This window comes from Gabonia massiliensis (assembly GCF_001403595.1).
Classification (GTDB): Bacteria; Bacteroidota; Bacteroidia; order Bacteroidales; family Coprobacteraceae; genus Coprobacter; species Coprobacter secundus.
In genome coordinates this window covers 51,421-74,518 of record NZ_LN877938.1, presented here as the reverse complement: position 1 = coordinate 74,518, position 23,098 = coordinate 51,421, and the positions used below count along the sequence as shown (strand labels likewise).

Below are 23,098 nucleotides of genomic sequence, written 5' to 3'. Positions count from 1 at the left end.
AAAACAGATATTATATTTATATATAAATTATCATATCTCTATTAATACAAATTATAAAATTATGAGAAAACGTCTATTTTTAATGTTGTTTGCCTGGATAAATATAGGCATTTTTACAATGAATCTGAATGCCTTCAGTGGCAATGGAAACGGGGATGAAGACAGCCCTTATTTGATAACTTCAGCAACAGAATTGAATGAGATACGCAATAATCTTGACGCTCATTACAAACTGATGAACAATATCGATTTGACAGATTGGATTACAGAAAATTCACCAATGGAAGGTTGGGAACCGATTAATGAATTCAAAGGAGTATTGGACGGTAACGGTTTCGTTATTTCCGGACTTTGGATTGAAAAACCGGAGGCAGAAAAAATAGGCTTCTTTGGGAGTGTTGCCGGAGCCATAATAAAAAGAATCGGCATAATAATTCCAGATAATAAGAAAATTGTAGGAAAAAAATATGTAGGTGGCCTTGTCGGCCAAACTCCTTATACCACCACGGAAATATCAATCGATGAATGTTTTGTAACAGGGGGTACAATTGAGTCGAAAGACCAGGCTGCCGGAGGTATACTCGGATATACATCTACAAACAGCGTGACAGTAAATATACGTAATTGTTATACTGCAAATTCAACCGTGATAAGTGTTGATGGAACCGGAGGAATTGTCGGAACAGCATATCGTAATATAAACATAGAAAATTGCTATTCTACCAACACCATAATATCTGCCAATAACGATAAGGCTGCCGGTGGAATTGCAGGAGGATTTAACGATGCAAAAGACAGCTATACTATTAAAAATTCTATAGCATTGAATCCCAGTATTGCATCGTCAAAATCGGCGGGTCGTATTATTGGTTGGATAAAGGATAGTTCAAAAACAACGCTCTCCAATAACTACGCTTTTGACGGAATGTCGGTGGATGGTAAAACTCTATCCGGAGAGGCTACTGATAATAATGGCCTCGACAAATCTAAAGAAGAAATAAATGAAATATCCATTTACACCAGCTTAGGCTGGAATTTTGATGCAAAAGAAGGAATTTGGGCAATGGGTAACGGAAAATATTCTTTACCAGTATTGAAAAATGTCTCTATGGAACAACAACCCCAAATAACACCAAAATATTTATATATAAGTAAACCTGGTGATATAGATAATCCATATTTGATAACTACAGCAGCAGAATTGAATGAGATACGAAATAATCCTGAAGCTCATTATAAGTTAGTAAACAATATTGATTTAACCAATTGGATCACAGAAAATTCACCAATAGAAGGTTGGGAACCTATAAATGGATTTAGTGGTTCATTAGATGGAAATGGTTTTATTATATATGGGCTTTGGATTGATAGACCAGCCATAAATAATGTCGGACTTTTTGGAAGTATAACTGGAGGTGTGATAAAAAGAACTGGTATAATAATTCCAGATGATAAAAAAATTGAAGGGAATAATAATGTCGGAGGATTTGTGGGACACACACCTTACACAACAGCGGAAATATCAATCGATGAATGTTTTGTAGCAGGTGGTACAATTGAAGCTAAAAGTTCGGCTGCCGGAGGTATACTCGGATATACATCTACAAATAGTACTACAGTGAATATTCGCAATTGCTATGTTGCAAATACGACAGTATTAGGTGCTGATGGCGCAGGAGGATTGGTTGGAACTGCATATCGTAGTATAAACGTAGAGAATTGCTATAGTACAGGTGTTGTCAAATCTACCAATAATGATAAATCAGCCGGTGGTCTTGTCGGAGGGACTAATGATCAGAGTGAAAATTATACGATAAAAAATTCTATCGCATTAAATTCTGAAATTTTTTCTTCTAAGTCAGCTGGTCGCATTGTTGGTTGGATAAAAAATTCTGCCAAAACCACTTTAAATAACTACGCATTCGAAGGAATGTTGGTAGATGGAAAAACTCTATCCGGAAAAATAGCAGATAACAATGGCCTGAACAAATCAAAAGAAGAGGTGAACGATGTGGCTACTTACCTTAGCCTGGGTTGGAACTTCGATGAAGATGGAATTTGGATAATGGGGAACAGAAAATATACTCTGCCTATATTGAAAAATGTCTTAGCAGAACAACAACCAGCAGTAATGCCTAAACATTTAGAAATGAGTGAGCCTGTCGGAGTACTGACTGAAAAGGGAAATAAGCCGTCTATTTATCCGACTGTTACAGAAGGTGAAATTTTTATTACAAATAAAGCGTTATCATCAATTGTATCAGTTTATGATTTTTCTGGTCGTACAGTAATGCAATCGGACAAGTCAATGCTGGATCTTTCATCTTTGGCTAACGGTATTTATTTTGTAAAGGTAGAAAACGAGATAATAAAAGTTGTAAAAAAGTGATGAGTCAGAGGTAAGAATCGAATGATTTGAAAAATAAAGTAAGCGATTTTTGCTCTATTTTAGAGTATAAAATCGCTTACTTTATTTTTATCTTAACTTATGTTTATAATCCTAGTTCTATTTGGAATCGGAGTTCCCATCTATTATACCCATTTATTATAGGATTTTTTCTATAATTATAAGATGCATCTGCCTGAATTTTCAAGCTATGGCCTATTAAATATTTAGTTACTCCAAAAGTTGATTGATTATTAAATTTATATCCGGCTAAATCTTGAATTCTATGGTCGGGTAATAATGTCGAGTTGCGTAATGCTATTTCCCAATTTGACGGGAATATATAACTGGTTTGAAGATTCACACCTTTTCCGCTATATACAAATGCATCACTATCTTTAAATGTCGGAGTATTACAAATTCGTCCCATGACATCGGTATAAAACGCAAATCCACGATATTTCAATATAAAATCAAAAAAGTAAGCAGAGATATTTCTATGTTGACTATCAGGCATCATTGCTCCATTTTGTCCTTGTAAGCGTAAAGCTCTATTGTTATAGCTGTAAGTTCCGGCTAAAAATATTTTTATCTTTTCTTCACGTTCGTAATCACCTTCAATCACTTCTCCATAACCCTTAAAACGACCTAAAGGAAAAAGCTCCAGTCGTCCGGTATAAGCAAACCCGCTTTTTTGGGAAGTATTCCAGTTTCTCCCCTCTCCCATTGTAATAGAAGCTTTTGCTCCAAAGTTGAAATTTGAGAATAATTTTGTATTATATTCTCCGAAAAATCCAAAATCCCGATCAAGATTAAATTCACTATTGACAATAGAGCGGTCTACAAATTGTAATGCACTGGAAGAATTAACACGAGCACGATTGGCTTTTATTTTGGTTTGTCCGAATCCAATGTTCCAAGTTGAGGACGGAACATAATATACCATGGCGTCGCGTACAATATTCATATTTCCATTAGGCAATACTTTAGCATCATAAGAGGTAAATCCTAACTGAATAGTATATGTAAGTTTAGGAGAATATATATAACCGTCAAATCTTAAACGTAACCTTTTTACTTGTGCTTCTGTTTTGTTTAAAGAAAAATGTTCATTGAAGGAAAGTCCTACCATATTCTGCATTCTGAATCGCATAGTCATTTTATAACTTTCATTCTTAGGCATAAACGTTATACCTTTTCCCACTTCTATATTAGGCATATTCCTTAAAAGTTCGGATATATCTCTTTCATTGTTTTCGGATAGTGTTTTCCAAATCGGATTATTTTTTTCTCCTATTTTTTGAGAATAGGTCAACGGAATTGAAAAAAAACAAATAAGGCTCACCGCGGCAATTGTCGTTTTTAGTTTGAGCATAAATTTTAATTTAAGTTGGGTTTATATTTTTAACAAAAGTAATTAATATAAACTACATAAAGGTTTCATCCGTATTTCAAAACAGTTACAAAAAAAATCATATTTATTATTATTGTGTAAGTAAAAGATAATAAAGCTCCTCATTTTCAAATGCATCTTTAACATGTAATCCTGCTTGTGAAAACAAATTTGCCTGTTTTTGTACATCAATAAGAATATCATTACACACACTTTTATTTTTTCTTTTATGCATATTATTTAACCGATTACGACTGTCTGAATGTGCAATCAATAATTTTCCATCTTTTTTAAGATTTTTATTTATCAATTTTAATTTTCAATATGAGGAAATACTGAATATAACACTATATGATTAAATGTTTCGTGTATACAATCCAGTTCAACATCTGATATTAAAAATTGGGTATATTTTTCTTGACTAAATTTTTTTTGAGCAACTTCAATCATTTTCGGAGAGTTATCTATCGCAATAATTTTGCCTAAAGGGTTTACTTCCCTAAAATAAGGAATTAAAACCCCTGTTCCTGTTCCAACATCCAAAATAGAATCATTAGGACAAATTTCTAATAATTGTAATAAAAAACGGATTTTTTTATCGTCATAATGACACATTTCATCCCATGTAAAAGCTACAGAGTTAAAAAAGTCAGTTTTAATATCCATTTTATCATTCAGATTTTAGTTTATCCAACAATTTTATCCATTTGTCCATTCCTGAACCTTTAGTAGCAGAGATTTCGAAAAATAACATATCTGGATTAACTATTCTTGCATTATCTTTAATTCTCTCGATTTTACTATCTATGTAAGGAAGAAGATCGATTTTGTTAATTATACATATATCTGCACTTTCAAACATATATGGGTATTTTAAAGGTTTATCATCCCCTTCAGTAACACTAATCAAGACAATTCTTTTTTGTTCGCCTAAATCAAATAATGCCGGACATACTAAATTTCCTACATTTTCTATGAATAGGATAGAATTATTTTCAGGAGCCAAACTCTTGACTGATTCGTATATCATATTGGCATCTAGGTGACATCCGTTTTCAGTATTAATTTGTAAACAAGGAACATTGAGGGCTTTTATTCGATTTGTATCATTTGACGTTTGTTGGTCACCTTCTATCACAAAAACTGTATACTTGTTATTTAAAAGTTCAATAGTTTTTTCAAGAAAAGATGTTTTTCCTGAACCTGGAGAACTTACAATATTAAAGCATGTAATATTTTTAGCTTCAAAATATCCTCTATTTCTTTCAGCTATTAAGTTATTCTTAGATAAGATATCCTGTTCTATCTTTTGTCTTGTATATCCAGTCTCATGATGATGCTCGTGGGCTATACCATGCTTATGCATTTCTTCATGATCCATGTTTGAGTGATAATCACATCCGCAAGTTGTACACATTGTTTTTTCTCCTTTTTAAAATTATTATTCTATAAGTAAAGATTTCAGTCTGAGCTCTTTTCCCTGTCTCAATTCAATACCATAAGAGTGACAAAAAGGACAAGGCTCAAATCTGTTTTGTGGAACAAATTCTATACGACATTTGGAACAATAAGCTATGGGACTTATCAAGTGCAATTTTATTTCGGCATTTTCAAGCAAACTGTGTTTTATGGCAATGCGTAAAGAAAATAAAAGAGCTTCTGTATCGATTCCGGCCATTTCCCCAATTTCCAATTCTATCTCTTTTACTTCTTTGGCATTTTCCTTATGCGCTTCTTTTGCTGCCAATTCGACAATACTGAGAGCTATAGATAATTCGTGCATAGAGTTATTTATTTTTTTTTAAGGCTGCAGCAATAGCTATTTGTCCTATTGCAATTGAGCCGTCGTTACAAGGTATTTTAGACGGGAAAAAAACATGCAATTTTTTTGCTGTTAATTGTTTTATTAACAGATTTGATAATAATTTGTTTTGAAAAACTCCTCCAGATAATATAATCTTGTTGATATTAGTTTTCTTGGAAAAATAATGTATTGTGTGTGTGAGACTGTAAACTAACGTATTATGAAAGCGAGAAGAGAGAACAGAGATCGGTACTCCAAGTTGGTAATCTTTTGCTATCCGCTTGACCAAATTCTTAAAATCTAAAGGGTTACTCCAATTGATTGGGTAAAATTCTTTACATTCAATGTCTGCTAATTGTTCAAGTCTAATAGCTGCTTCAGATTGATAAGTATTGATGTCACAGACACCTATTAATGACGAAACCGTATCAAAAAGACGACCGGCACTTGATGATAGGGGCGATAGGACATTTCTATCCATCATCATCTCGATAATGTTGATTTTCTTTTTACCGATTCTTTCAATAAAATCATCAGGATATAAAGTTCGTATTCCACTTTTATCATGCAGATATGAAATCACCATTCTCCATGGTTCCTTGGATACAGCATTCCCTCCAGGCAAAGGCATATATTCGATATGAGTCAACCTGTTGTAACTGGTATAGTTGCATTTAATTATTTCTCCACCCCAACTACAACCGTCATCCCCATATCCGGTACCATCTAAACAAACGGCTAAGACATCTTCATTTAAATTATATTCTGCCATTACAGCAGCAGCATGGGCATGGTGATGCTGGACATGTAATAATGGAACATTATGTTGTATCGAATATTTTGTAGCGATTGCCGTTGAGAAATATTCGGGATGCAAATCACAAATAATTTGTTCGGGTGAAAATCGGAATATTTGAAAAAAATGAAGCATTGATGTCTCAAAAAATATTTGATTTTCCTTTTCTTGCATATTCCCAATATATTGGCTAAGTATGATATCTTTATTTTTCCCTATAGCAAAAGCATTATTTAGGTCTGCTCCTACAGCAAAAATACCCTCTACATGCAAATCAGAACGTATCGGCTCAGGGACATATCCCCGAGAACGACGTATAATTCTGCTTTTCCCCGAAATGACATGTGTAACAGAATCATCTTCTCGATTATATATATCTCTATTATATTCTATTACTAAATCCGTTGTTTGTTCAAATTTGTATCTGGCTTCATTATTTTGTGTGATTATAGGTTCTCCATCACTATTGGCACTGGTGATAACAATAGCCTCTATTTCTTTACTTTCAAGTAAGTCATGATGAATTAACATATATGGTAACATGACCCCAAGAGTTCTATATCCATCATTTAGTCCGTTACTGCAAATTTTCTGCCTTTCACGAAGCAAAACAATCGGTCGTCTCCAAGATGTCAGCAATTGAAGTTCATCATTATTGATAAAAACATATTTCTCTGCCTGACTTTTATCATAAAACATAACAGCAAAAGGCTTTTGAGGGCGCATCTTGATTTTTCTAAGACGTTTTATGGCATTAGGATTAGTGGCATTGCAAATTAAGTTGTACCCACCTATACCTTTAAGAGTCACAATTCCTCCATTTATAATACATTCTTTTATAGAGGAAAGTATCGTGTTATAATCTTCAGTATATATTCCCTGTGAATTTTTCATTCGGTATACTGGTCCGCAAGTATTACATGCTATTGGCTGCGCATGGAATCTTCTGTCTTTTGTATCATTGTACTCTGTCTGGCATATAGGACACATTTTAAAACTATTCATAGTTGTTGAGTCTCTGTCGTATGGCAAGCTTTTTATAATTGAAAAACGAGGACCACAGTGAGTACAATTAATAAAAGGGTAATGTAATCTGTGAACTTGTTTCTTTACATCATTCAAGCAGTCATTACAGATAGCTATATCTGGACTTATTCGTGTAATACTGTTATTGCCGAAGTCACTCGTAACGATAGAAAATTTATTATTTTCAGGAATTATTCTATTCGTTTCTTTTACAGAGATTTCCTCTATTTCTGCAATAGCCGGTTTGTTAGTAATAATTTTGTCAATGAATGTATTTTTATTTGTTTCAGAACTTTGAATAAGAATATAAATACCATCCGATGTATTGTACACCGAACCTGTGAGTTCCATTTCTGATGCCATTTTGTATATAAATGGTCTGAATCCCACTCCTTGTACTAAACCTTTGATATAAATTTGATAGTTGTGTAACATTCGTAATATTATCTTAAAAAATGGTGAAATCATAATTGTTTTCTGTTTAAAAAAACAAAAACTTATTCCGGATTGTTCATATAAATACTAATGATAAAAGATATGTGTTTGGCAATACCCGGAAGGATTATTAAAAAAGACACCTCTACTGACGGTTTAACGATGGCTAAAGTCGATTTTGGTGGAGTTATAAAAGATATTTGTATACAATGGGTTGATGCATCTCCAGGAGACTATGTTCTTGCTCACGCTGGAGTTGCTATAACTAAAGTTGACGAGAACGAAGCTTTACTTACTTTACAAGATTTTGAAAAAATCGGTGAGTATCTGGATAATATGGGTAAAAATGAAATATGATAAAGTTTTTAGGAATCCAGACAAAGTAAGGCAACTTTCAATGGCTATTAATCGAGTATGTAAACATTCATGGCATATTATGGAAATATGCGGTGGACAAACTCATGCGCTGGCAAAATATAAAATTGAAGAATTGTTACCTGATAAGATTAGAATGATACATGGTCCTGGATGTCCTGTATGTGTTACTCCTGTGGGGATTATTGATATGGCATTATCTTTGGCTCGTCGGGAAAATGTAATATTAGTTTCTTTTGGTGATATGATGCGGGTACCGGGAAGCAAAGATGACTTATTAACTGTAAGAGCAGAAGGTGGAGATATAAGAATGGTATATTCGCCATTAGATGCATTGACTATTGCGCAGAATAATCCGAATAAAGAAGTTGTATTTTTTGCAATTGGATTTGAAACTACTGCTCCTATACATGCCTTGACAATTGAAGAATCTTATCGAAGGAAAATAACCAACTTTTCATTATTAACATCTCTTTTCTTGGTCCCTCCAGCAATATATTCTTTAATGAGGGATAAAGATTGTCAATTGGACGGAATATTAGCTGCTGGTCATGTTTGTTCGATTACGGGAATAGAGGAATATAGAAATCTAGCTTTATCTCAAAAAGTTCCAGTAGCAATAACAGGCTTTGAACCTTTTGATTTATTGTATGGAATTTATAAATGCGTATTGTTACTTGAAAACAAGCAATACATAGTGGAAAACGCCTATTCAAGAGCTGTTACTTTTGAAGGGAATGTCAAGGCTCGCCAGTTGATGAGAAAATATTTTTCTTTGACAAATGTAGAATGGAGAGGATTGGGGACCCTACCATTAAGTGGCTTATGTATTCGAGATAAATATGAACAATATGACGCCACCAAACGTTTCCAGCTAAAGACTGGTCATGTGAAAAAAGAGCGGTTTTGTGTGTCGGGAGAGATTATGAAGGGAAAAATGCTTCCCGATACATGCATACACTTCGGGAAAAGATGTACTCCGGAGCATCCTCTGGGTGCAGCAATGGTTTCATCCGAAGGAGTATGCTCCGCATTTTATCGATATAAAATTTAAAATAAAAAGTTATAGTTACAATGAAATATACCCAATGCTCATTACCTAAATCGAAATATGACCGAATAATTTTAGGTCATGGTGGCGGAGGCAAATTGACACAATCACTTTTGTCTGATTTATTTTTTCCTGCATTTGCTAATCCGTTTTTAAATCAGCAGCATGATGGTGCTATACTTCCGGTTCATGATGGACGTTTAGCCTATACAACAGATTCTTTTGTTGTAGATCCGCTTTTTTTCCCAGGAGGGAATATCGGAGATTTGGCAATTAATGGAACGGTAAATGATTTGTTATGTTGTGGAGCAATACCCCGTTATTTGTCTGCAGGGTTTATTATTGAAGAAGGATTACCCTTTGATATTTTAAAAAAAATAATAAGCTCTATGGCAAAGGCTGCCCAAGAAGCAAATGTTGTTATTGTAACTGGAGATACTAAAGTTGTAGAACGAGGAAAATGTGATAAAATATTTATAAATACCAGTGGAATAGGAGTTGTGAGGCCAGATACTCAAATTTCTCCCTTAAACGCACAGCCTGGAGATGTCGTAATAGTTTCTGGGCAAATAGGGGCACACGGAATATGTATTTTGTCTACTCGAGATAACTTAGGATTTGAAACGACAGTGAAAAGTGATACGGCTTCTTTGGTTGATATTGTAGAAAATCTATTATCTGGTGTCCCCGAAGTGCATGTCATTCGCGACCCGACAAGAGGTGGATTATCAAGCACATTGAATGAAATTGCATCTACTGCACATGTTTCCATTGAACTGGAAGAAGAGCAAATTCCTGTGAGTGAAGCGGTCTGTTCCGCCTGTGAATTATTAGGATTGGATCCTCTTTATATCGCCAATGAAGGAATCATGCTTTTCATTTTGCCCGGTAAATATGCAGAAGAAGCTTTACAACTTATCCGCAATAGCCCTCATGGCAAGAATGCAGCCATTATTGGGCAAGTAATCGGAGATGAAAAAGCCGAACTAAGCATGAAAACCAGCTTTGGAAGAAAAAGAATTATAGATATGGTATCGGGAGAACAACTTCCCCGTATTTGTTAACTGAATATTAATTGTTATGGGAGATAAAACTTTTTATCAGGAACTGATGGAGAAAGGCTACACTCGTCGTGATTTTCTTAAATTTTGTGGATTAATGGGAGCTATGCTGGGCTTACAATCTACAGGTATATCACAAGTAGTTGATGCATTACAGACCAAGCCTAGAAAACCCGTGTTATGGTATCATTTTCAAGAGTGTACTTGCTGTAGCGAATCCTTTCTCCGAGCCTCTCATCCTTTAGTCGGGCAGATATTGCTTGAAATGATTTCTTTGGATTATAGTGATACGCTGATGGCGGCGGCAGGTGAACAAGCTGAGGCCGTACGAAATCAAGCAATGAAGGATTTCTATGGGCATTATATTATGATTGTCGAGGGTTCTATTCCTTTGGGAAGCCCCGGATATTGTACAATTGCCGGAAGAGATGCTAAATCTGTGTTTGAAGAAGGAGCAAATGGTGCTGAAGCTATTATTGCCTGGGGAAATTGTGCCTCTTCAGGATGCATACAACATGCTTATCCAAATCCGACTAAAACAGAGCCAGTACATAAAATATATTCAGGAAAACCCATTATCAATGTTCAGGGATGCCCCCCTATCGCAGATGTGATGGCTGGTGTAATTACTTATATTCTTACATTTGGCAAATTGCCCGAACTGGATAATATGGGGCGTCCTGTTGTATTTTATGGTCGTAGGGTACATGATACTTGTTATCGCAGGCCAGCTTATGATGCAGGACTGTTTGTGCAATCTTTTGATGACGAGAATGCAAAAAAAGGATATTGTCTTTATTATATGGGATGCAAAGGCCCGAATACATTTAATTCTTGCGCAGTTATCAAATGGAATAATAGTGTCAGTTATCCTATTCAGTCAGGGCATGGATGCATCGGATGTTCAGAACCCAATTTTTGGGATTATGAACCTTTGTATAGTCATATTCCTTATGTACATGGTATTGGTATAGAAGCAACGGCCGATAAGATAGGAGCCGGTCTTACAGCTGTTGCATTGGGAGGAGTTCTGGCCCATGCTGTAGTAACAAATATTCAGAAACGGAAATTGATTAAAAATCAGATGGATGACTTGAGCATAAACGAGAATGAATTTGATAAAGATGAAAAAAGCAATATAAGGCAACAAGATAAAATTGATTCTCAGATTGATGATATAGAAAAAAATAAAGACATCCATAAAGATTAACTGATAAATATAAATAAATCATGGCCAAAAGAATAGTTGTAGACCCGATTACCAGAATAGAAGGTCATCTTAGAATAGAAGCAGATATAGAAAATGGGGTGATAAAGGATGCTTTCAGTACAGGTACAATGGTGAGAGGCATCGAAATCATTGCGCAGAATCGAGACCCAAGAGATGTATGGGCTTTCGTGGGACGAGTATGTGGAGTATGCACTTCGATACATTCTTTATGTTCAGTACGTGCTGTTGAGAATGCGTTAGGTATTATTATTCCTCCTAATGCCCAAATGGTACGAAACTTAATGCAAGCAGCATTGACAGAGCAAGACCATGTCGTCCATTTTTATCAATTACAAGCTTTAGACTGGATAGATGTAGTATCAGCATTAAAAGCCAATCCCAAAAAGACTTCAGAAATCGCCCAAAGCATATCTGCGTGGCCTAAGAGTTCGGTCGGATATTTTTCGGATGTGCAAAAGAAGATAAAAAAATTTGTCGAATCCAGTAAACTTGGTATTTTCTCTAATGGATATTGGGGACATCCAGCATATAAATTACCTCCAGAGGTAAATTTATTGGGAGTTGCTCATTATCTTGAAGCCTTAGAAGTACAAAAAGATATTGTAAAAATTCAAACTATTTTTGGGGGGAAAAATCCACACCCGAATTTTCTTGTCGGAGGTATGGCTTGTGCTGTAAATATCAATGATCCAAATGCTATCAATCTGGAACGCTTAAGCTATGTTGCAGAGATTATTCAAGAGACCCAAAATTTTGTTCGTCAAGTATACCTACCGGATGTATTGGCTATTGCTTCCTATTATCCAGAATGGACTCAAATTGGTGGAGGCTTAAAGAACTATATCTCTTACGGAGATTATCCGACCGGTAATTACGGAGAATTAAATACTTATCATAGTCCAAGAGGCATAGTGGTTGACCGAGACTTGTCAAGAATAGATGATTTTGACCCGACCGATATGAATGGCCTGCAGGAGTATATCAATAATTCATGGTATTCATATACACAAGGTAAAAACATAGGATTACATCCTTCTGTAGGAGAAACAAACCTTGATTATACAGGTCCGACTCCACCCTACGAATACTTAGATAATAACAAGCCATATAGTTGGATAAAGACTCCTCGTTACAAAGGCTTGCCCATGGAAACAGGACCTTTAGCCCGTTTTATTATCGGTTATGCCAGTAAAAAAGACGATTATATTGAGATTACAGACCGCTGCTTAAAACAACTGAATGTGCCGTTTGAAGCAATGTATTCTACCATTGGACGTACTTTAGCCCGAGCTATGGAATCAAATTTAATAGCTGATTGGATGGAAGAATCTTATATAGAACTTCTTTCTAATATAAAATCTGGTGATTATAGGATGTTTAACGGTATCTATTGGGAGCCTAAAACTTGGCCCGATAAAGCTCAAGGATACGGCTTGACAGAAGCCCCTCGAGGAGCATTGGCCCATTATGTGAACATCGAAAATCGCAAGGTAAAGAATTATCAAATGGTTGTTCCTACAACTTGGAATGCTTCACCAAGAGATACTAAGGGTCAACGTTCGGCATTCGAAGCTTCTTTGTTAGGAACTCCTGTTCATAATACAGAAATTCCTTTGGAAATAATACGAACAATACATTCATTTGACCCATGTATGGCTTGTGCTGTACATCTTTATGATGAAGAAGGAAAACATGTACATCAGTTTGATACACTTTAAATGCATATAGTTATGATTAGTCGTAAAGCACCTTTGAGAGAGGTATATGTATGGCAATTACCTGTGCGTATTTTCCATTGGGTAAATGCTTTTGTGATAACCGTATTATGTATTACCGGATATATTATCGGAGATCCTCCAGCTATTATGCATGGTACTGCACCTGAAGCGAACTATTGGTTTGGTTGGGTTCGCTTAGCTCATTTCATTGCAGCTTTTATATTTGTTGTGAATTTTGCTGTCCGTATATATTGGTTTTTTGCTGGAAATTCATTTGCCAAATGGTATAATTATATACCTTTAAAAAAGAAACAATGGCGAGGAATTTTTGAGACAATCAAAATTGATGTTCTTTTATTATCTCCAAAACCCGTATATGATATTGGACATAATAGTCTGGCCGCTTTTACTTACTTTGGGCTTTTCATTATTATGGCAATACAGACATTTACAGGATTTGCCATGTTTTGTGTTTCTACTAATAATATTTTTGAACCATTTTTCACATGGCTACTTTTTGAAATGGGAGGTTTTTTCCCAGTCAGAAATATTCATCATATACTGATGTGGGCATTTATTTTATTTGCCATAGCTCATATCTATTTGGTTTTTTATCACGATTATATAGAACGAAATGGAATAGCTTCTTCTATCATCGGTGGTTGGAAATTTATAAATGCAACCATTGTAAAAGAGGCAGAAAAGGAAGAATTAGAACAGGAAAAAATAAAATTAGATGAAAAACGCTTAGAAACAATAGAGAAAAAAATAAAAGTATAGAATCGGCATAAAATATAGAAAATGAAAGATATTCTAATTTTAGGAATCGGTAATTTAGTCCTGAAAGATGAAGGAGTAGGTATTCATATAATACATCGACTTGAGCAGATGCAATTACCAGAAGGAGTGGATATTCTTGATGGAGGGACCGGAGGGATATTTTTGATAGGAACATTACAACAATATCGTCATATTATAATGATAGATGCGACATTAGATAATCTCCCTCCAGGAACAGTCAGAAGGATAAAGCCCCGTTTCTCCATAGATTATCCGTTTTTACTCAGTGCACATGAAATCGGGCTCAAAGACATGATAGATGCAATGATATTACAAGACAATATACCAGATATAGAACTTATTGTCGTGACAGCTAAAGACATTCAAGAGATAGGAATGGAACTTAGCCCGGATGTAAAGAAAAGTATGAATAATATTATCGAATTGATTTATGATATTATCAATGAAATTCGATGTAAACAATCGAATTTTGGAAGAGAAATCATGTATAGAGTCAAGCCATAATTAATTTAGAATAGATACTAATTGAATTTTACAGGAGCAATTTTTCCCATTAAAGATATAATCTGACGTTTTCGTTTTTGTATATATGGGGACGGCTGGGCAGAATTGAATCGTATCGGATTAGGTAATGTTGCTGCAATAAGGGCACATTGAGATTTAGATAAATTCTTAGCTGTAACATTGAAGTGTTTTTGGGCAACAGCTTCTGCTCCATAAATATTTTTACCCATCTCTATTGAATTGAGATACACTTCCATAATTCGTTCTTTCCCCCAAATATGTTCGATAAGAAATGTAAAATAAACTTCAAGCCCTTTTCGTATGAAAGAATGGCTTGGCCACAAAAAAACGTTTTTAGCTGTTTGTTGTGATATAGTACTGGCACCTCTGGGCTTTTTACGAGTTTTATTTTCTTCTAAAGCTTTCTCTATTTGGACAAAATCAAAACCCTTATGTTCTAAAAATAGATTATCTTCTGAAGCAACGACAGCTTGGGGCAACCAATGTGAGATTCTATCTAATGGAACCCATTGATGGTGCCAAACAGGAGACTCTCCCCTACTCATATTCTGGACACTTCGAATAAGCATCAATGGAGTTATATATACTGGAATAAATCGTAGAAGTATAACAGATGAGATGGTGGAAATAAAAAAAAATAGAAGTGTGTATTTTATTATTTTCTTTAAGAGTTTCATATTTACTTCTACTGCTCAATAATTTCTTACAAACGTAGGAAAGTTTTTTGATATTATTCCAATAAAAGACTTAAAAAATTATTGAAATCTGATTTCTAAAAACATTTTATCTTGTTTATATAATGGCGAAATCATATTGTTGTTTGTATTTCGTAAAGGCGGTGCAACGGAATATTATTTTCTATATTTCAATAAAAGTAAGGACCAATGCATCCATAAACAAATAAAAAGGTATAATTTTGCAATGTATAGGTAAAAAAGAAAAAGATATGAGTTTCAATATTCCTAAAAGTGACAAAAAAAGGGTTATCATTGTCGGTGGTGGTTTTGGGGGTCTGAAATTGGCCAATAAATTGAAAAGGTCAAATTTTCAGGTTGTTTTAGTAGACAAGAATAATTATCATCAATTTCCTCCTCTTGTATATCAGGTAGCTTCGTCGGGAATGGAGCCGAGCTCTATTTCATTTCCATTTCGAAAAATTTTTCAAAAACGTAAAGATTTCTATTTTCGTATGGCAGAGGTCAGAGCTATCTTTCCAGAAATGAATATGATACAGACATCTATCGGTAAAGCTGAATATGATTATCTGGTATTTGCTGCAGGGACAACAACGAATTTCTTTGGAAATGAACATATAGAAGATGAGGCTATGCCTATGAAAACTGTGTCAGAAGCCATGGGATTGCGGAATGCTCTACTTTCAAATATAGAAAGGTCAATAACCTGCTCTACAGATAAAGAACGGCAGGAGCTTCTCAATATTGTTATTGTTGGAGGTGGGGCTACAGGCGTTGAAATTGCAGGAGTTTTATCAGAAATGAAACGGTTTGTACTCCCTCATGATTATCCCGATATGCCAAGTAGTCTGATGCATATATATCTTATAGAAGCCGGACCTCGTTTATTGCCGGGTATGTCGACAGAATCTTCAGAAAAAGCCGAACAATTCTTAAGAGAAATGGGAGTAAATATATTACTGAATAAGAAAGTTGTCGATTATAAAGATCATAAAGTAATTCTTGAAGATGGCTCAGAGATTGCAACTCGGACATTTATATGGGTTAGTGGTGTTACTGCTATTCCAGTGGGTAATTTGAGTCCGGCACTATTGGGACGCGGTAGAAGAATCAAAGTTGATGAATTTAATCGCGTTGAAGGGATGAATAATGTATTTGCAATTGGAGATCAATGTATTCAGACTTCTGATAAAGATTATCCTAATGGACATCCTCAATTGGCTCAGGTTGCGATTCAACAAGGAAAGTTACTTGCTGAAAATTTAAAACGCATCGAAAAAAGTAAATCCTTAAAACCCTTTCACTATCGAAATTTAGGATCAATGGCAACGGTAGGACGAAATCGTGCTGTAGCCGAATTCAGCAAAATAAAGATGCAAGGTTGGTTTGCATGGGTTATGTGGTTAGTTGTACATTTACGCTCGATTCTTGGAGTACGAAATAAAGTAGTCGTTCTTTTGAATTGGATATGGAACTATCTTACTTATGACCAATCTTTACGAATGATAGTATATGCGAAAAAAGCAAAAGAAGTTAGAGAAAGAGAAGCTTTAGAAGCAAAGACACACTTAGGCAATGATATTTTACATCCGGATAATAAATAAAGATTATGTGTGTTATTCGTTAAAAAAAATATCAGACAGGAAAAATTTCCTGCCTGATATTTTTTATATCATTTGACCAATGTAACACTTAATGGCTGCTGTATTGCCGCAGCAGCTTGTTCTAGATAGGAAAACCAGGATTCTGGAGTATCAAATCCGTATTTACTCCATCCTGCTCCCCAATAATATACGAAATCTGAACCTGGAGTATACTCGCTGATAGCAAGAAGTTGTCCATCTGCTCCTCCTCTTTCATTTGTTTTTTCTTTTTCACTGTAAAATACCGGTTTCGCATCGTTCAAGGCTTGTGGAAATACAGCTCCGACATAGATTATACCATTGTTATTGTCAACATTATCCGTTGGGTCTGCATATCCGATATAACCCTTATCAGCAGACGCAACATATCGGCATACATCTGCTGGTTCATGAAGGACAATACCTGCAACAATAGGTGTATTTTCTTTCAGATTGCTATATGACACAGTTGTCTTATTTAATTGGGTACCAGCATCCAAACTTATAATACGAGTTTCAACAATATCACTCTCTCCTTTTACGGTCAAAGGGTTATATTCTAATTTCACCGTGAAACGTAGTGGCCCGTTATCTAAGATTTCGAAAGATTTATAACAATAAGGGTAAAGAATAGAATCATTGACCATCAGAGCAGCAGTACCACCTCCTAATGTAGGACCTACCTTATAGCAATCCAATCCATTACCATGATCTACATGGTAAGAAACTGATTTATATAATTCATCAGCAGCTTTAGGATCAGTCTTTTTTAGTTCAGCAATTTTTGCTTTGGTTTCAGGATTCAATTCTCCTGCATATCTATCTTCTACAACAAGTTCAGGAACAGATTTTACCCAAATATCATATCCAAAAGCACGCTCTCCGGTAGCTTGAAGAGCCGGACCATATGTACGAAATGCAATTTTATCGTTTTCCCAAGCTATATCATCAACACGTTCAGGATATTGTTTTCCTGTCGTCATTGTCAGAAACTGCTCAGGAGTACCTGGTTTTATTACATATTCTGATTTTGTATTGGCTTTAACATTTGCTGGAAAAATGATTTTTTCATCATAAGTAATCTGGTAAGGTACTTGCTGTCCTTGAGCATCTATTATAATAAATGTAGCCGTATCATTAAGTTGCAATTTTTCTGCAACAGAGGACATTGCTACTTCTACAATTTCATTGCTCCGGTCAAAAGAAGAATCATTTTGAATGGCTATTTGTACCTCTTTTTTTTCAGTACACGAAAAACCAACAATGGAAAATAAGCTTAAAAAAAGTATTTTTCTCATTTTTGTTATATAATTAAAGAAACCCTACATAGTCTTGTAACTTAAAAGTTACAAGACTTGTAAGGTTTAGATATAAAATTTAGAATATTATTTAGGTTGTTTCCCGATATATGCTAATATACCACCATCCACATAAAGGATATGACCGTTTACAAAGTCTGATGCTTCAGAGGCAAGGAATACTGCCGGTCCCATCAAATCTTCAGGCGTTCCCCAACGTGCAGCAGGAGTTTTAGCAACAATAAATGCATCAAATGGATGTCTTGAACCATCAGCTTGTTTTTCTCTTAAAGGAGCTGTTTGTGGTGTTGCAATGTAACCCGGACCTATACCATTACATTGAATATTGTATTCTCCATATTCAGAGGCAATATTGCGAGTAAGCATCTTCAATCCTCCTTTAGCAGCAGCATAAGCTGAAACAGTTTCACGTCCGAGTTCACTCATCATAGAGCATATATTGATAATTTTACCATGACCTTTTTTTATCATACTGGGGATAACTGCTTTAGAAACAATAAAAGGACCATTTAAATCTATATCTATTACTTGGCGGAAATCTGCAGCAGACATTTCATGCATAGGTATACGCTTGATAATTCCTGCATTATTTACAAGAATATCAATAACTCCAACTTCTTTTTCGATTTGAGCAACCATTGCATCAACCTGGTCTTCTTTAGTTACATCACATACATAACCATGAGCCTTAATTCCTTCAGCTTCATAAGCAGCAAGACCTTTTTCTACCAATTCAGGTTTGATGTCATTGAAAACGATTTTTGCACCAGCTTGAGCAAAAGCTGTAGCCAAAGCAAAACCAATTCCATAAGAAGCACCTGTTACAAGTGCAACCTTACCTTCTAATGAAAAGTTTACCATAAAAATAAAGTTAGTGTGTTTTGTTAATTAATTCGATTTATCGCAATTCTGTATTTTTGTAGAAATCTTGATCTCCATAATCTAGATTTTCACCACCCATACCCCATATAAAAGTATAATTACGAGTTGCTGCAGCTGAGTGTATTGACCATTCAGGAGATAATACAGCTTGTTCTCCTTGCATCCATATATGACGAGTCTCAGTAGGTTCTCCCATAAAGTGGCATACAGCTTCACCTTCTGGAACCTCAAAATAGAAATACGCTTCCATACGACGGCTATGAGTATGTGCTGGCATCGTGTTCCATACACTACCTGGTTGTAATTCGGTCATACCCATCTGTAATTGGCAGGTTTCCAATACCTGAGAAACCAACATTTTATTGATATTCCTATGATTAGATCCTTCTAATGAGCCCATTTCTGCAACCACAGCATCAGCTTTTGTCACTTTTTTATCAGGATATGTCTTATGAGCAGGTGCAGAGTTAAAATAGAATTTAGCAGGATTTTTCGGATCAATGCTTTCAAATGTAACAGTCCTTTCGCCTGCTCCAAGATATAATGCTTCTTTATAATTCAAATCAAATATTGCATCTCCGGCTTTTACTCTACCAGGTCCTCCAACGTTGAATATACCTAATTCCCTGCGAGAGAGGAAATGTGTTGCTTTTAAAGGATCTATGGCTTCAAGTATTAATGTTTCTCCTACTGGCTTGGCTCCACCTACAATAAGTCTGTCATACATAGAATAAACCATGTTTACTTCATTATCGGTAAAGATTTTTTCGATCAAAAAATCTCCACGTAATCTTGTTGTATCATAACTCTTTGCATCACGGGGATCACATGCATAGCGAAGTTCATAATTTGTTTTCATAAGTATCTGTTGTTAAATATGTAAATAACTCAATTTATATAATATCGATATCACATTTTATATATGTAAGTACGTGAAAATGTGATTGCGTAATCGATTGCACAAATGTATAAAAAAAATATTATTCTACAATTTTTTTTCTTTACTTTTTTTCTTATCTCTCATTTTCAAGGAAGACTCCCTTTTCACCAAATCCGGTTGTAATAAAATACATTCTCTGTGCTCCATTTCGCTTTCATGGTTCATTTTTTTTAATAAAAGTTCTGCTACATTTTTACCCATTTCCCGGTTTTTTTGGTCTACTGAAGTCAAAGGAGGATCAACAAACGAATCAAAAGGTTCATTGGCAAAGCCAACGACAGATATATCTTGAGGAATACGTAATCCACCGTTACGCAGTGTATGCATAACCCCTATTGCAGAATAATCTCCGGCAGAGAAAATTCCATCAGGGCGATTTTTCATATTTAATATTTTGAGTCCAGCCTCCTCTCCTGTTACTAATGTAATGCTGTTTTCAAGAATTAGCTCATCTTCTACAGGTATTTTTGCGTCTTCAAGGGCCTTTATATAACCTTCTTTGCGTTTTCGGTATACACTAAGAGTCATAGGTCCTGCCAAATGAGCAATACGACGGCATCCTTGTGATATTAAATGCTGTACAGCATCATAGGAAGCTTGGAAATTATCAACTTCTACCATGCTACTAATAGGTTCTAAAGGAACTCGGTCGAAAAAGACAACAGGAATACCGGCAGAAATTGCTGTTTCAAAATGTTTATAATCAATGGTTTCTGATGCCAAAGAAACGGCTAATCCATCTATTTTTTTTGACATCATGGTTTTAACAATTGCTTTTTCATCATCATATCGTTCGTTTGATTGAGATACAAGTACACTATACCCGTTTTCATGAGCTATACTTTCTATACCACCGATAACAGAAGCAAAGAAATGACGATCGATACGTGGAACAATTACTCCAATGACAAAGCCTTTTCCTGTTCGTAAATGATGAGCTACTGGGTCTGGATGATAATTCATTTTTTTTGCTAATTCCAAAACCGCAGCTTTCATTTTTGCACTAATTCTCGGATGATTTTGTAAAGCTCTCGATACGGTAGAGGCTGAAGTGTTTAATTCTTTAGCCAAATCATTGATAGTAACTTTATGTATTCCAGACATCTTCTTTATCTTTTAGTAAATTTTGTGGCGACCCATTTATTTTTCTCTATATAATTTTCAAATTTCAGGTCGCATTTCTCTGCTTCTTCTTTAATTACAGGAATATCATCTACATAGAACCCACTGAAATATATTTCTGACCCAGGGTGCATACATCGCGCATAGACGTGCATATCATTTAATAAAATATTACGATTGATATTGGCATATATAATATCATATGTTTCGTTTCCTAATAATTCTACTCCACCTAATTTTACAGAAATATCTGAAACATTATTTAATGCAATATTCTCTACTGCGTTTTCGTAAGCAAAGGGGTCTATATCTATAGCTGTTATTTTGTCAGCTCCCCGTTTTGCCGCTAAAATCGCTAAAACAGCTGTACCACATCCCATATCTAATACTTTTTTCCCTGAAACATCCCCTTTCAATATACTTTTAAGTATCAGACTTGTTGTTTCATGATGACCTGTTCCAAATGCCATTTTGGGATCAATAATAATGGAATATTTTACTTGTGGTATATTCTTGTGATGTGTACTGTATATGACACATTCATTATCTATAACAATAGGCTGGAAATAGTTCTTTTCCCATTCCTCATTCCAATTTTTCCCTTTGATCGATTCTATTACATAACTTATGGTTGCATTGAATGGAAAGTTTTCGATAACAGACTCTAACTTTTCTTTATTGAATAAGGATGTTTGAATATAAGCATCTAATCCTGTCGCTGTCTGAACAAAACTCTCAAATCCTATGTCCGCAAGTAATGCTGATAAAATATCCGATACAGTTTCGGAATATGGTGTAATTTGGACTTTTACATTAATATAATCATTCATTCTTCCTTGTTTTACTATATCTTATTTTTGTATTATCCGTTGTCCTGCATATATTTTTGAAAAAAATTTTCAACTTTTCATTTTTTTCATCAATCTGGGATATACAATATTTTTTACGTGCCCATAATTGGGTTGTAATTGCAAGACTTTTTGGTACATCTTTTTGGCTTCAGTATAATTTTCATTTTTTTCTTCGACAAGACCTATAGTTGTAAGTAACTGTATGTACATCCAATTATTCTTTATATATCCATCATGACTTTCCATATATTTCAAGGCTTTTTGGTAGCCTGCTAATGCCTTGTCTTTATCTCCTCCAAACATAGATGGCATATAGAAAAGGATATTGGAATACAAGATATTTACATAAGGATTATCAGGGTTCAGAGATATTGATTTTTTTGCCTTGGACATCATACCTTTAGCCAATGTTGCTGCTTTTATCGGAGAGAGAGCTATTTGGTATCCAATAAGGTTTGCCATCAGTCCTAATAATAAAGCATCATTCGGTGTTTGTTTGTACATTTGGTTTGCCAAAGCCAAAGCATTTGCCAATACTCTTTCCGCATCGTCTTTTCTTTTTTTATCCAACAAATGTCCCACAAGACCGTAATAGTAAGTCAGTGTTTCGAGTTGACAATCATGGTTCTGCCACTCTGGATCCTTCGAAATTTTATTAATCAAGATTTCCCACTGGGGCATTTTACCATTGATATACATATTAAATGCTGTTGCTTTGTAGTCAATATTAGCAGCTTGAATTAAAGATATGGATAAAAATAATAATATTACTAAAATTGATGTTATTTTTTTCATTTTATATTTTTTATTTCTCTCCAATTATAAAATCGGAACTGAATAATAGGCAGCAAAGATAATATTTTGCTCGAAAAAGAAGAAATTATTGAATACAAACCCTGGCAACAAGTCATCACCCTAAAATTTTATATATATCAGAATGCTATTTTAAAAGTTTATTAAGAGTACTGATTAGTTCTTTCCCTTTTAAGTCTTTTGCAATTATAATTCCTCGGGGATTTACTAAAACCGTATGTGGTATTCCTTGAATGGCATATAGCATAATTG

General features: G+C 34.8%; 22 protein-coding genes. 9 read left to right on the top strand and 13 right to left on the bottom strand.

The annotated features are described in order from the left end of the window. Positions 1–61 precede the first annotated feature (61 nt). Positions 62–2,389 carry a GLUG motif-containing protein gene (locus BN2628_RS02520; RefSeq protein ID WP_082002321.1) on the top strand — a complete coding sequence of 776 codons (2,328 nt, stop codon included), beginning with the start codon at positions 62–64 and terminating at the stop codon, positions 2,387–2,389. Between the two features lie 103 nt (positions 2,390–2,492). On the opposite strand, the gene BN2628_RS02515 is transcribed toward BN2628_RS02520, so the two are convergent. The 6 genes from BN2628_RS02515 to hypF all read right to left on the bottom strand — a co-directional run bounded on the left by BN2628_RS02515 (position 2,493) and on the right by hypF (position 7,873). Next, positions 2,493–3,761, bottom strand: a complete 1,269-nt coding sequence (locus BN2628_RS02515; protein ID WP_074023931.1) for a porin — start codon at positions 3,759–3,761, stop codon at positions 2,493–2,495. 109 nt (positions 3,762–3,870) lie between these two features. Next, positions 3,871–4,089: a hypothetical protein gene (locus BN2628_RS02510; protein WP_055095930.1), complete on the bottom strand. Its 219-nt coding sequence runs from the start codon at positions 4,087–4,089 to the stop codon at positions 3,871–3,873. 2 nt (positions 4,090–4,091) lie between these two features. Next, entirely contained in the window at positions 4,092–4,445 is a 354-nt protein-coding gene (locus BN2628_RS02505) for a class I SAM-dependent methyltransferase (RefSeq protein WP_055095928.1), read from the bottom strand. Positions 4,446–4,449: 4 nt separating this feature from the next. Next, positions 4,450–5,196: a hydrogenase nickel incorporation protein HypB gene (gene hypB / locus BN2628_RS02500; RefSeq protein ID WP_044230593.1), complete on the bottom strand. Its 747-nt coding sequence runs from the start codon at positions 5,194–5,196 to the stop codon at positions 4,450–4,452. A gap of 24 nt (positions 5,197–5,220) precedes the next feature. Continuing rightward, positions 5,221–5,562, bottom strand: a complete 342-nt coding sequence (hypA, locus tag BN2628_RS02495) for a hydrogenase maturation nickel metallochaperone HypA (RefSeq protein ID WP_044230592.1) — start codon at positions 5,560–5,562, stop codon at positions 5,221–5,223. A 4-nt stretch (positions 5,563–5,566) separates the two neighbouring features. Continuing rightward, positions 5,567–7,873: a carbamoyltransferase HypF gene (gene hypF, locus BN2628_RS02490; RefSeq protein ID WP_257606369.1), complete on the bottom strand. Its 2,307-nt coding sequence runs from the start codon at positions 7,871–7,873 to the stop codon at positions 5,567–5,569. Positions 7,874–7,930: 57 nt separating this feature from the next. Here hypF and BN2628_RS02485 point away from each other — a divergent pair, with 57 nt between their 5' ends. From BN2628_RS02485 to BN2628_RS02455, 7 genes are read left to right on the top strand one after another with little or no spacing between them, the layout of a single operon-like run. After that, positions 7,931–8,197, top strand: coding sequence for a HypC/HybG/HupF family hydrogenase formation chaperone (locus BN2628_RS02485; protein ID WP_257606368.1), 267 nt, complete (start codon positions 7,931–7,933; stop codon positions 8,195–8,197). Continuing rightward, complete coding sequence (hypD, locus tag BN2628_RS02480) at positions 8,187–9,269, top strand: hydrogenase formation protein HypD (protein ID WP_044230591.1); 1,083 nt, start codon at positions 8,187–8,189, stop codon at positions 9,267–9,269. The genes BN2628_RS02485 and hypD overlap by 11 nt, the downstream gene beginning before the upstream one ends. Before the next feature lie 20 nt (positions 9,270–9,289). Next, positions 9,290–10,330 (top strand): hydrogenase expression/formation protein HypE, encoded by a 1,041-nt coding sequence (hypE, locus tag BN2628_RS02475; protein ID WP_044230590.1) that lies wholly within the window; start codon positions 9,290–9,292, stop codon positions 10,328–10,330. Between the two features lie 16 nt (positions 10,331–10,346). After that, complete coding sequence (locus BN2628_RS02470) at positions 10,347–11,537, top strand: hydrogenase small subunit (protein WP_044230589.1); 1,191 nt, start codon at positions 10,347–10,349, stop codon at positions 11,535–11,537. A gap of 20 nt (positions 11,538–11,557) precedes the next feature. Beyond that, the gene (locus BN2628_RS02465; protein WP_044230588.1) at positions 11,558–13,276 is read left to right on the top strand and encodes a nickel-dependent hydrogenase large subunit; all 1,719 of its coding nucleotides are present in this window, start codon (positions 11,558–11,560) and stop codon (positions 13,274–13,276) included. 12 nt (positions 13,277–13,288) lie between these two features. Then, on the top strand, positions 13,289–14,056 hold the full coding sequence (gene cybH, locus BN2628_RS02460) for a Ni/Fe-hydrogenase, b-type cytochrome subunit (protein ID WP_044230603.1): 768 nt from the start codon (positions 13,289–13,291) through the stop codon (positions 14,054–14,056). A 21-nt stretch (positions 14,057–14,077) separates the two neighbouring features. Beyond that, on the top strand, positions 14,078–14,581 hold the full coding sequence (locus BN2628_RS02455) for a hydrogenase maturation protease (protein ID WP_044230587.1): 504 nt from the start codon (positions 14,078–14,080) through the stop codon (positions 14,579–14,581). 17 nt (positions 14,582–14,598) lie between these two features. Here the strand turns inward: BN2628_RS02455 and mtgA are convergent, their stop codons facing one another. Beyond that, positions 14,599–15,279, bottom strand: coding sequence for a monofunctional biosynthetic peptidoglycan transglycosylase (gene mtgA, locus BN2628_RS02450; RefSeq protein ID WP_021930349.1), 681 nt, complete (start codon positions 15,277–15,279; stop codon positions 14,599–14,601). 269 nt (positions 15,280–15,548) lie between these two features. Here mtgA and BN2628_RS02445 point away from each other — a divergent pair, with 269 nt between their 5' ends. Beyond that, entirely contained in the window at positions 15,549–16,901 is a 1,353-nt protein-coding gene (locus tag BN2628_RS02445; RefSeq protein ID WP_044230586.1) for an NAD(P)/FAD-dependent oxidoreductase, read from the top strand. A gap of 68 nt (positions 16,902–16,969) precedes the next feature. Here the strand turns inward: BN2628_RS02445 and BN2628_RS02440 are convergent, their stop codons facing one another. The 6 genes from BN2628_RS02440 to BN2628_RS02415 all read right to left on the bottom strand — a co-directional run bounded on the left by BN2628_RS02440 (position 16,970) and on the right by BN2628_RS02415 (position 22,828). Continuing rightward, positions 16,970–18,217: a DUF4861 domain-containing protein gene (locus BN2628_RS02440; RefSeq protein WP_044230585.1), complete on the bottom strand. Its 1,248-nt coding sequence runs from the start codon at positions 18,215–18,217 to the stop codon at positions 16,970–16,972. Between the two features lie 87 nt (positions 18,218–18,304). Next, positions 18,305–19,099: a gluconate 5-dehydrogenase gene (locus BN2628_RS02435; protein WP_044230584.1), complete on the bottom strand. Its 795-nt coding sequence runs from the start codon at positions 19,097–19,099 to the stop codon at positions 18,305–18,307. Between the two features lie 37 nt (positions 19,100–19,136). Next, entirely contained in the window at positions 19,137–19,979 is an 843-nt protein-coding gene (gene kduI / locus BN2628_RS02430; RefSeq protein ID WP_044230583.1) for a 5-dehydro-4-deoxy-D-glucuronate isomerase, read from the bottom strand. A gap of 126 nt (positions 19,980–20,105) precedes the next feature. Then, on the bottom strand, positions 20,106–21,164 hold the full coding sequence (locus BN2628_RS02425) for a LacI family DNA-binding transcriptional regulator (RefSeq protein WP_044230582.1): 1,059 nt from the start codon (positions 21,162–21,164) through the stop codon (positions 20,106–20,108). Between the two features lie 5 nt (positions 21,165–21,169). After that, the gene (gene prmA, locus BN2628_RS02420; protein WP_044230581.1) at positions 21,170–22,012 is read right to left on the bottom strand and encodes a 50S ribosomal protein L11 methyltransferase; all 843 of its coding nucleotides are present in this window, start codon (positions 22,010–22,012) and stop codon (positions 21,170–21,172) included. A gap of 69 nt (positions 22,013–22,081) precedes the next feature. Further along, complete coding sequence (locus BN2628_RS02415) at positions 22,082–22,828, bottom strand: tetratricopeptide repeat protein (protein ID WP_044230580.1); 747 nt, start codon at positions 22,826–22,828, stop codon at positions 22,082–22,084. Positions 22,829–23,098: the final 270 nt, after the last annotated feature.

Excerpts from the sequence above, each read along its gene's own strand:
- kduI (WP_044230583.1), bottom strand. The coding sequence starts at position 19,979 with ATGAAAACAAATTATGAACTTCGCTATGCATGTGATCCCCGTGATGCA.
- hypA (WP_044230592.1), bottom strand. The coding sequence starts at position 5,562 with ATGCACGAATTATCTATAGCTCTCAGTATTGTCGAATTGGCAGCAAAA.
- mtgA (WP_021930349.1), bottom strand. The coding sequence starts at position 15,279 with ATGAAACTCTTAAAGAAAATAATAAAATACACACTTCTATTTTTTTTT.
- prmA (WP_044230581.1), bottom strand. The coding sequence starts at position 22,012 with ATGAATGATTATATTAATGTAAAAGTCCAAATTACACCATATTCCGAA.
- BN2628_RS02505 (WP_055095928.1), bottom strand. The coding sequence starts at position 4,445 with ATGGATATTAAAACTGACTTTTTTAACTCTGTAGCTTTTACATGGGAT.
- BN2628_RS02485 (WP_257606368.1), top strand. The coding sequence starts at position 7,931 with ATGATAAAAGATATGTGTTTGGCAATACCCGGAAGGATTATTAAAAAA.
- BN2628_RS02455 (WP_044230587.1), top strand. The coding sequence starts at position 14,078 with ATGAAAGATATTCTAATTTTAGGAATCGGTAATTTAGTCCTGAAAGAT.
- BN2628_RS02470 (WP_044230589.1), top strand. The coding sequence starts at position 10,347 with ATGGGAGATAAAACTTTTTATCAGGAACTGATGGAGAAAGGCTACACT.
- BN2628_RS02515 (WP_074023931.1), bottom strand. The coding sequence starts at position 3,761 with ATGCTCAAACTAAAAACGACAATTGCCGCGGTGAGCCTTATTTGTTTT.
- BN2628_RS02440 (WP_044230585.1), bottom strand. The coding sequence starts at position 18,217 with ATGAGAAAAATACTTTTTTTAAGCTTATTTTCCATTGTTGGTTTTTCG.
- hypE (WP_044230590.1), top strand. The coding sequence starts at position 9,290 with ATGAAATATACCCAATGCTCATTACCTAAATCGAAATATGACCGAATA.
- BN2628_RS02415 (WP_044230580.1), bottom strand. The coding sequence starts at position 22,828 with ATGAAAAAAATAACATCAATTTTAGTAATATTATTATTTTTATCCATA.
- hypB (WP_044230593.1), bottom strand. The coding sequence starts at position 5,196 with ATGTGTACAACTTGCGGATGTGATTATCACTCAAACATGGATCATGAA.
- BN2628_RS02425 (WP_044230582.1), bottom strand. The coding sequence starts at position 21,164 with ATGTCTGGAATACATAAAGTTACTATCAATGATTTGGCTAAAGAATTA.
- BN2628_RS02465 (WP_044230588.1), top strand. The coding sequence starts at position 11,558 with ATGGCCAAAAGAATAGTTGTAGACCCGATTACCAGAATAGAAGGTCAT.
- hypF (WP_257606369.1), bottom strand. The coding sequence starts at position 7,873 with ATGATTTCACCATTTTTTAAGATAATATTACGAATGTTACACAACTAT.
- BN2628_RS02520 (WP_082002321.1), top strand. The coding sequence starts at position 62 with ATGAGAAAACGTCTATTTTTAATGTTGTTTGCCTGGATAAATATAGGC.
- hypD (WP_044230591.1), top strand. The coding sequence starts at position 8,187 with ATGAAATATGATAAAGTTTTTAGGAATCCAGACAAAGTAAGGCAACTT.
- cybH (WP_044230603.1), top strand. The coding sequence starts at position 13,289 with ATGATTAGTCGTAAAGCACCTTTGAGAGAGGTATATGTATGGCAATTA.
- BN2628_RS02445 (WP_044230586.1), top strand. The coding sequence starts at position 15,549 with ATGAGTTTCAATATTCCTAAAAGTGACAAAAAAAGGGTTATCATTGTC.
- BN2628_RS02435 (WP_044230584.1), bottom strand. The coding sequence starts at position 19,099 with ATGGTAAACTTTTCATTAGAAGGTAAGGTTGCACTTGTAACAGGTGCT.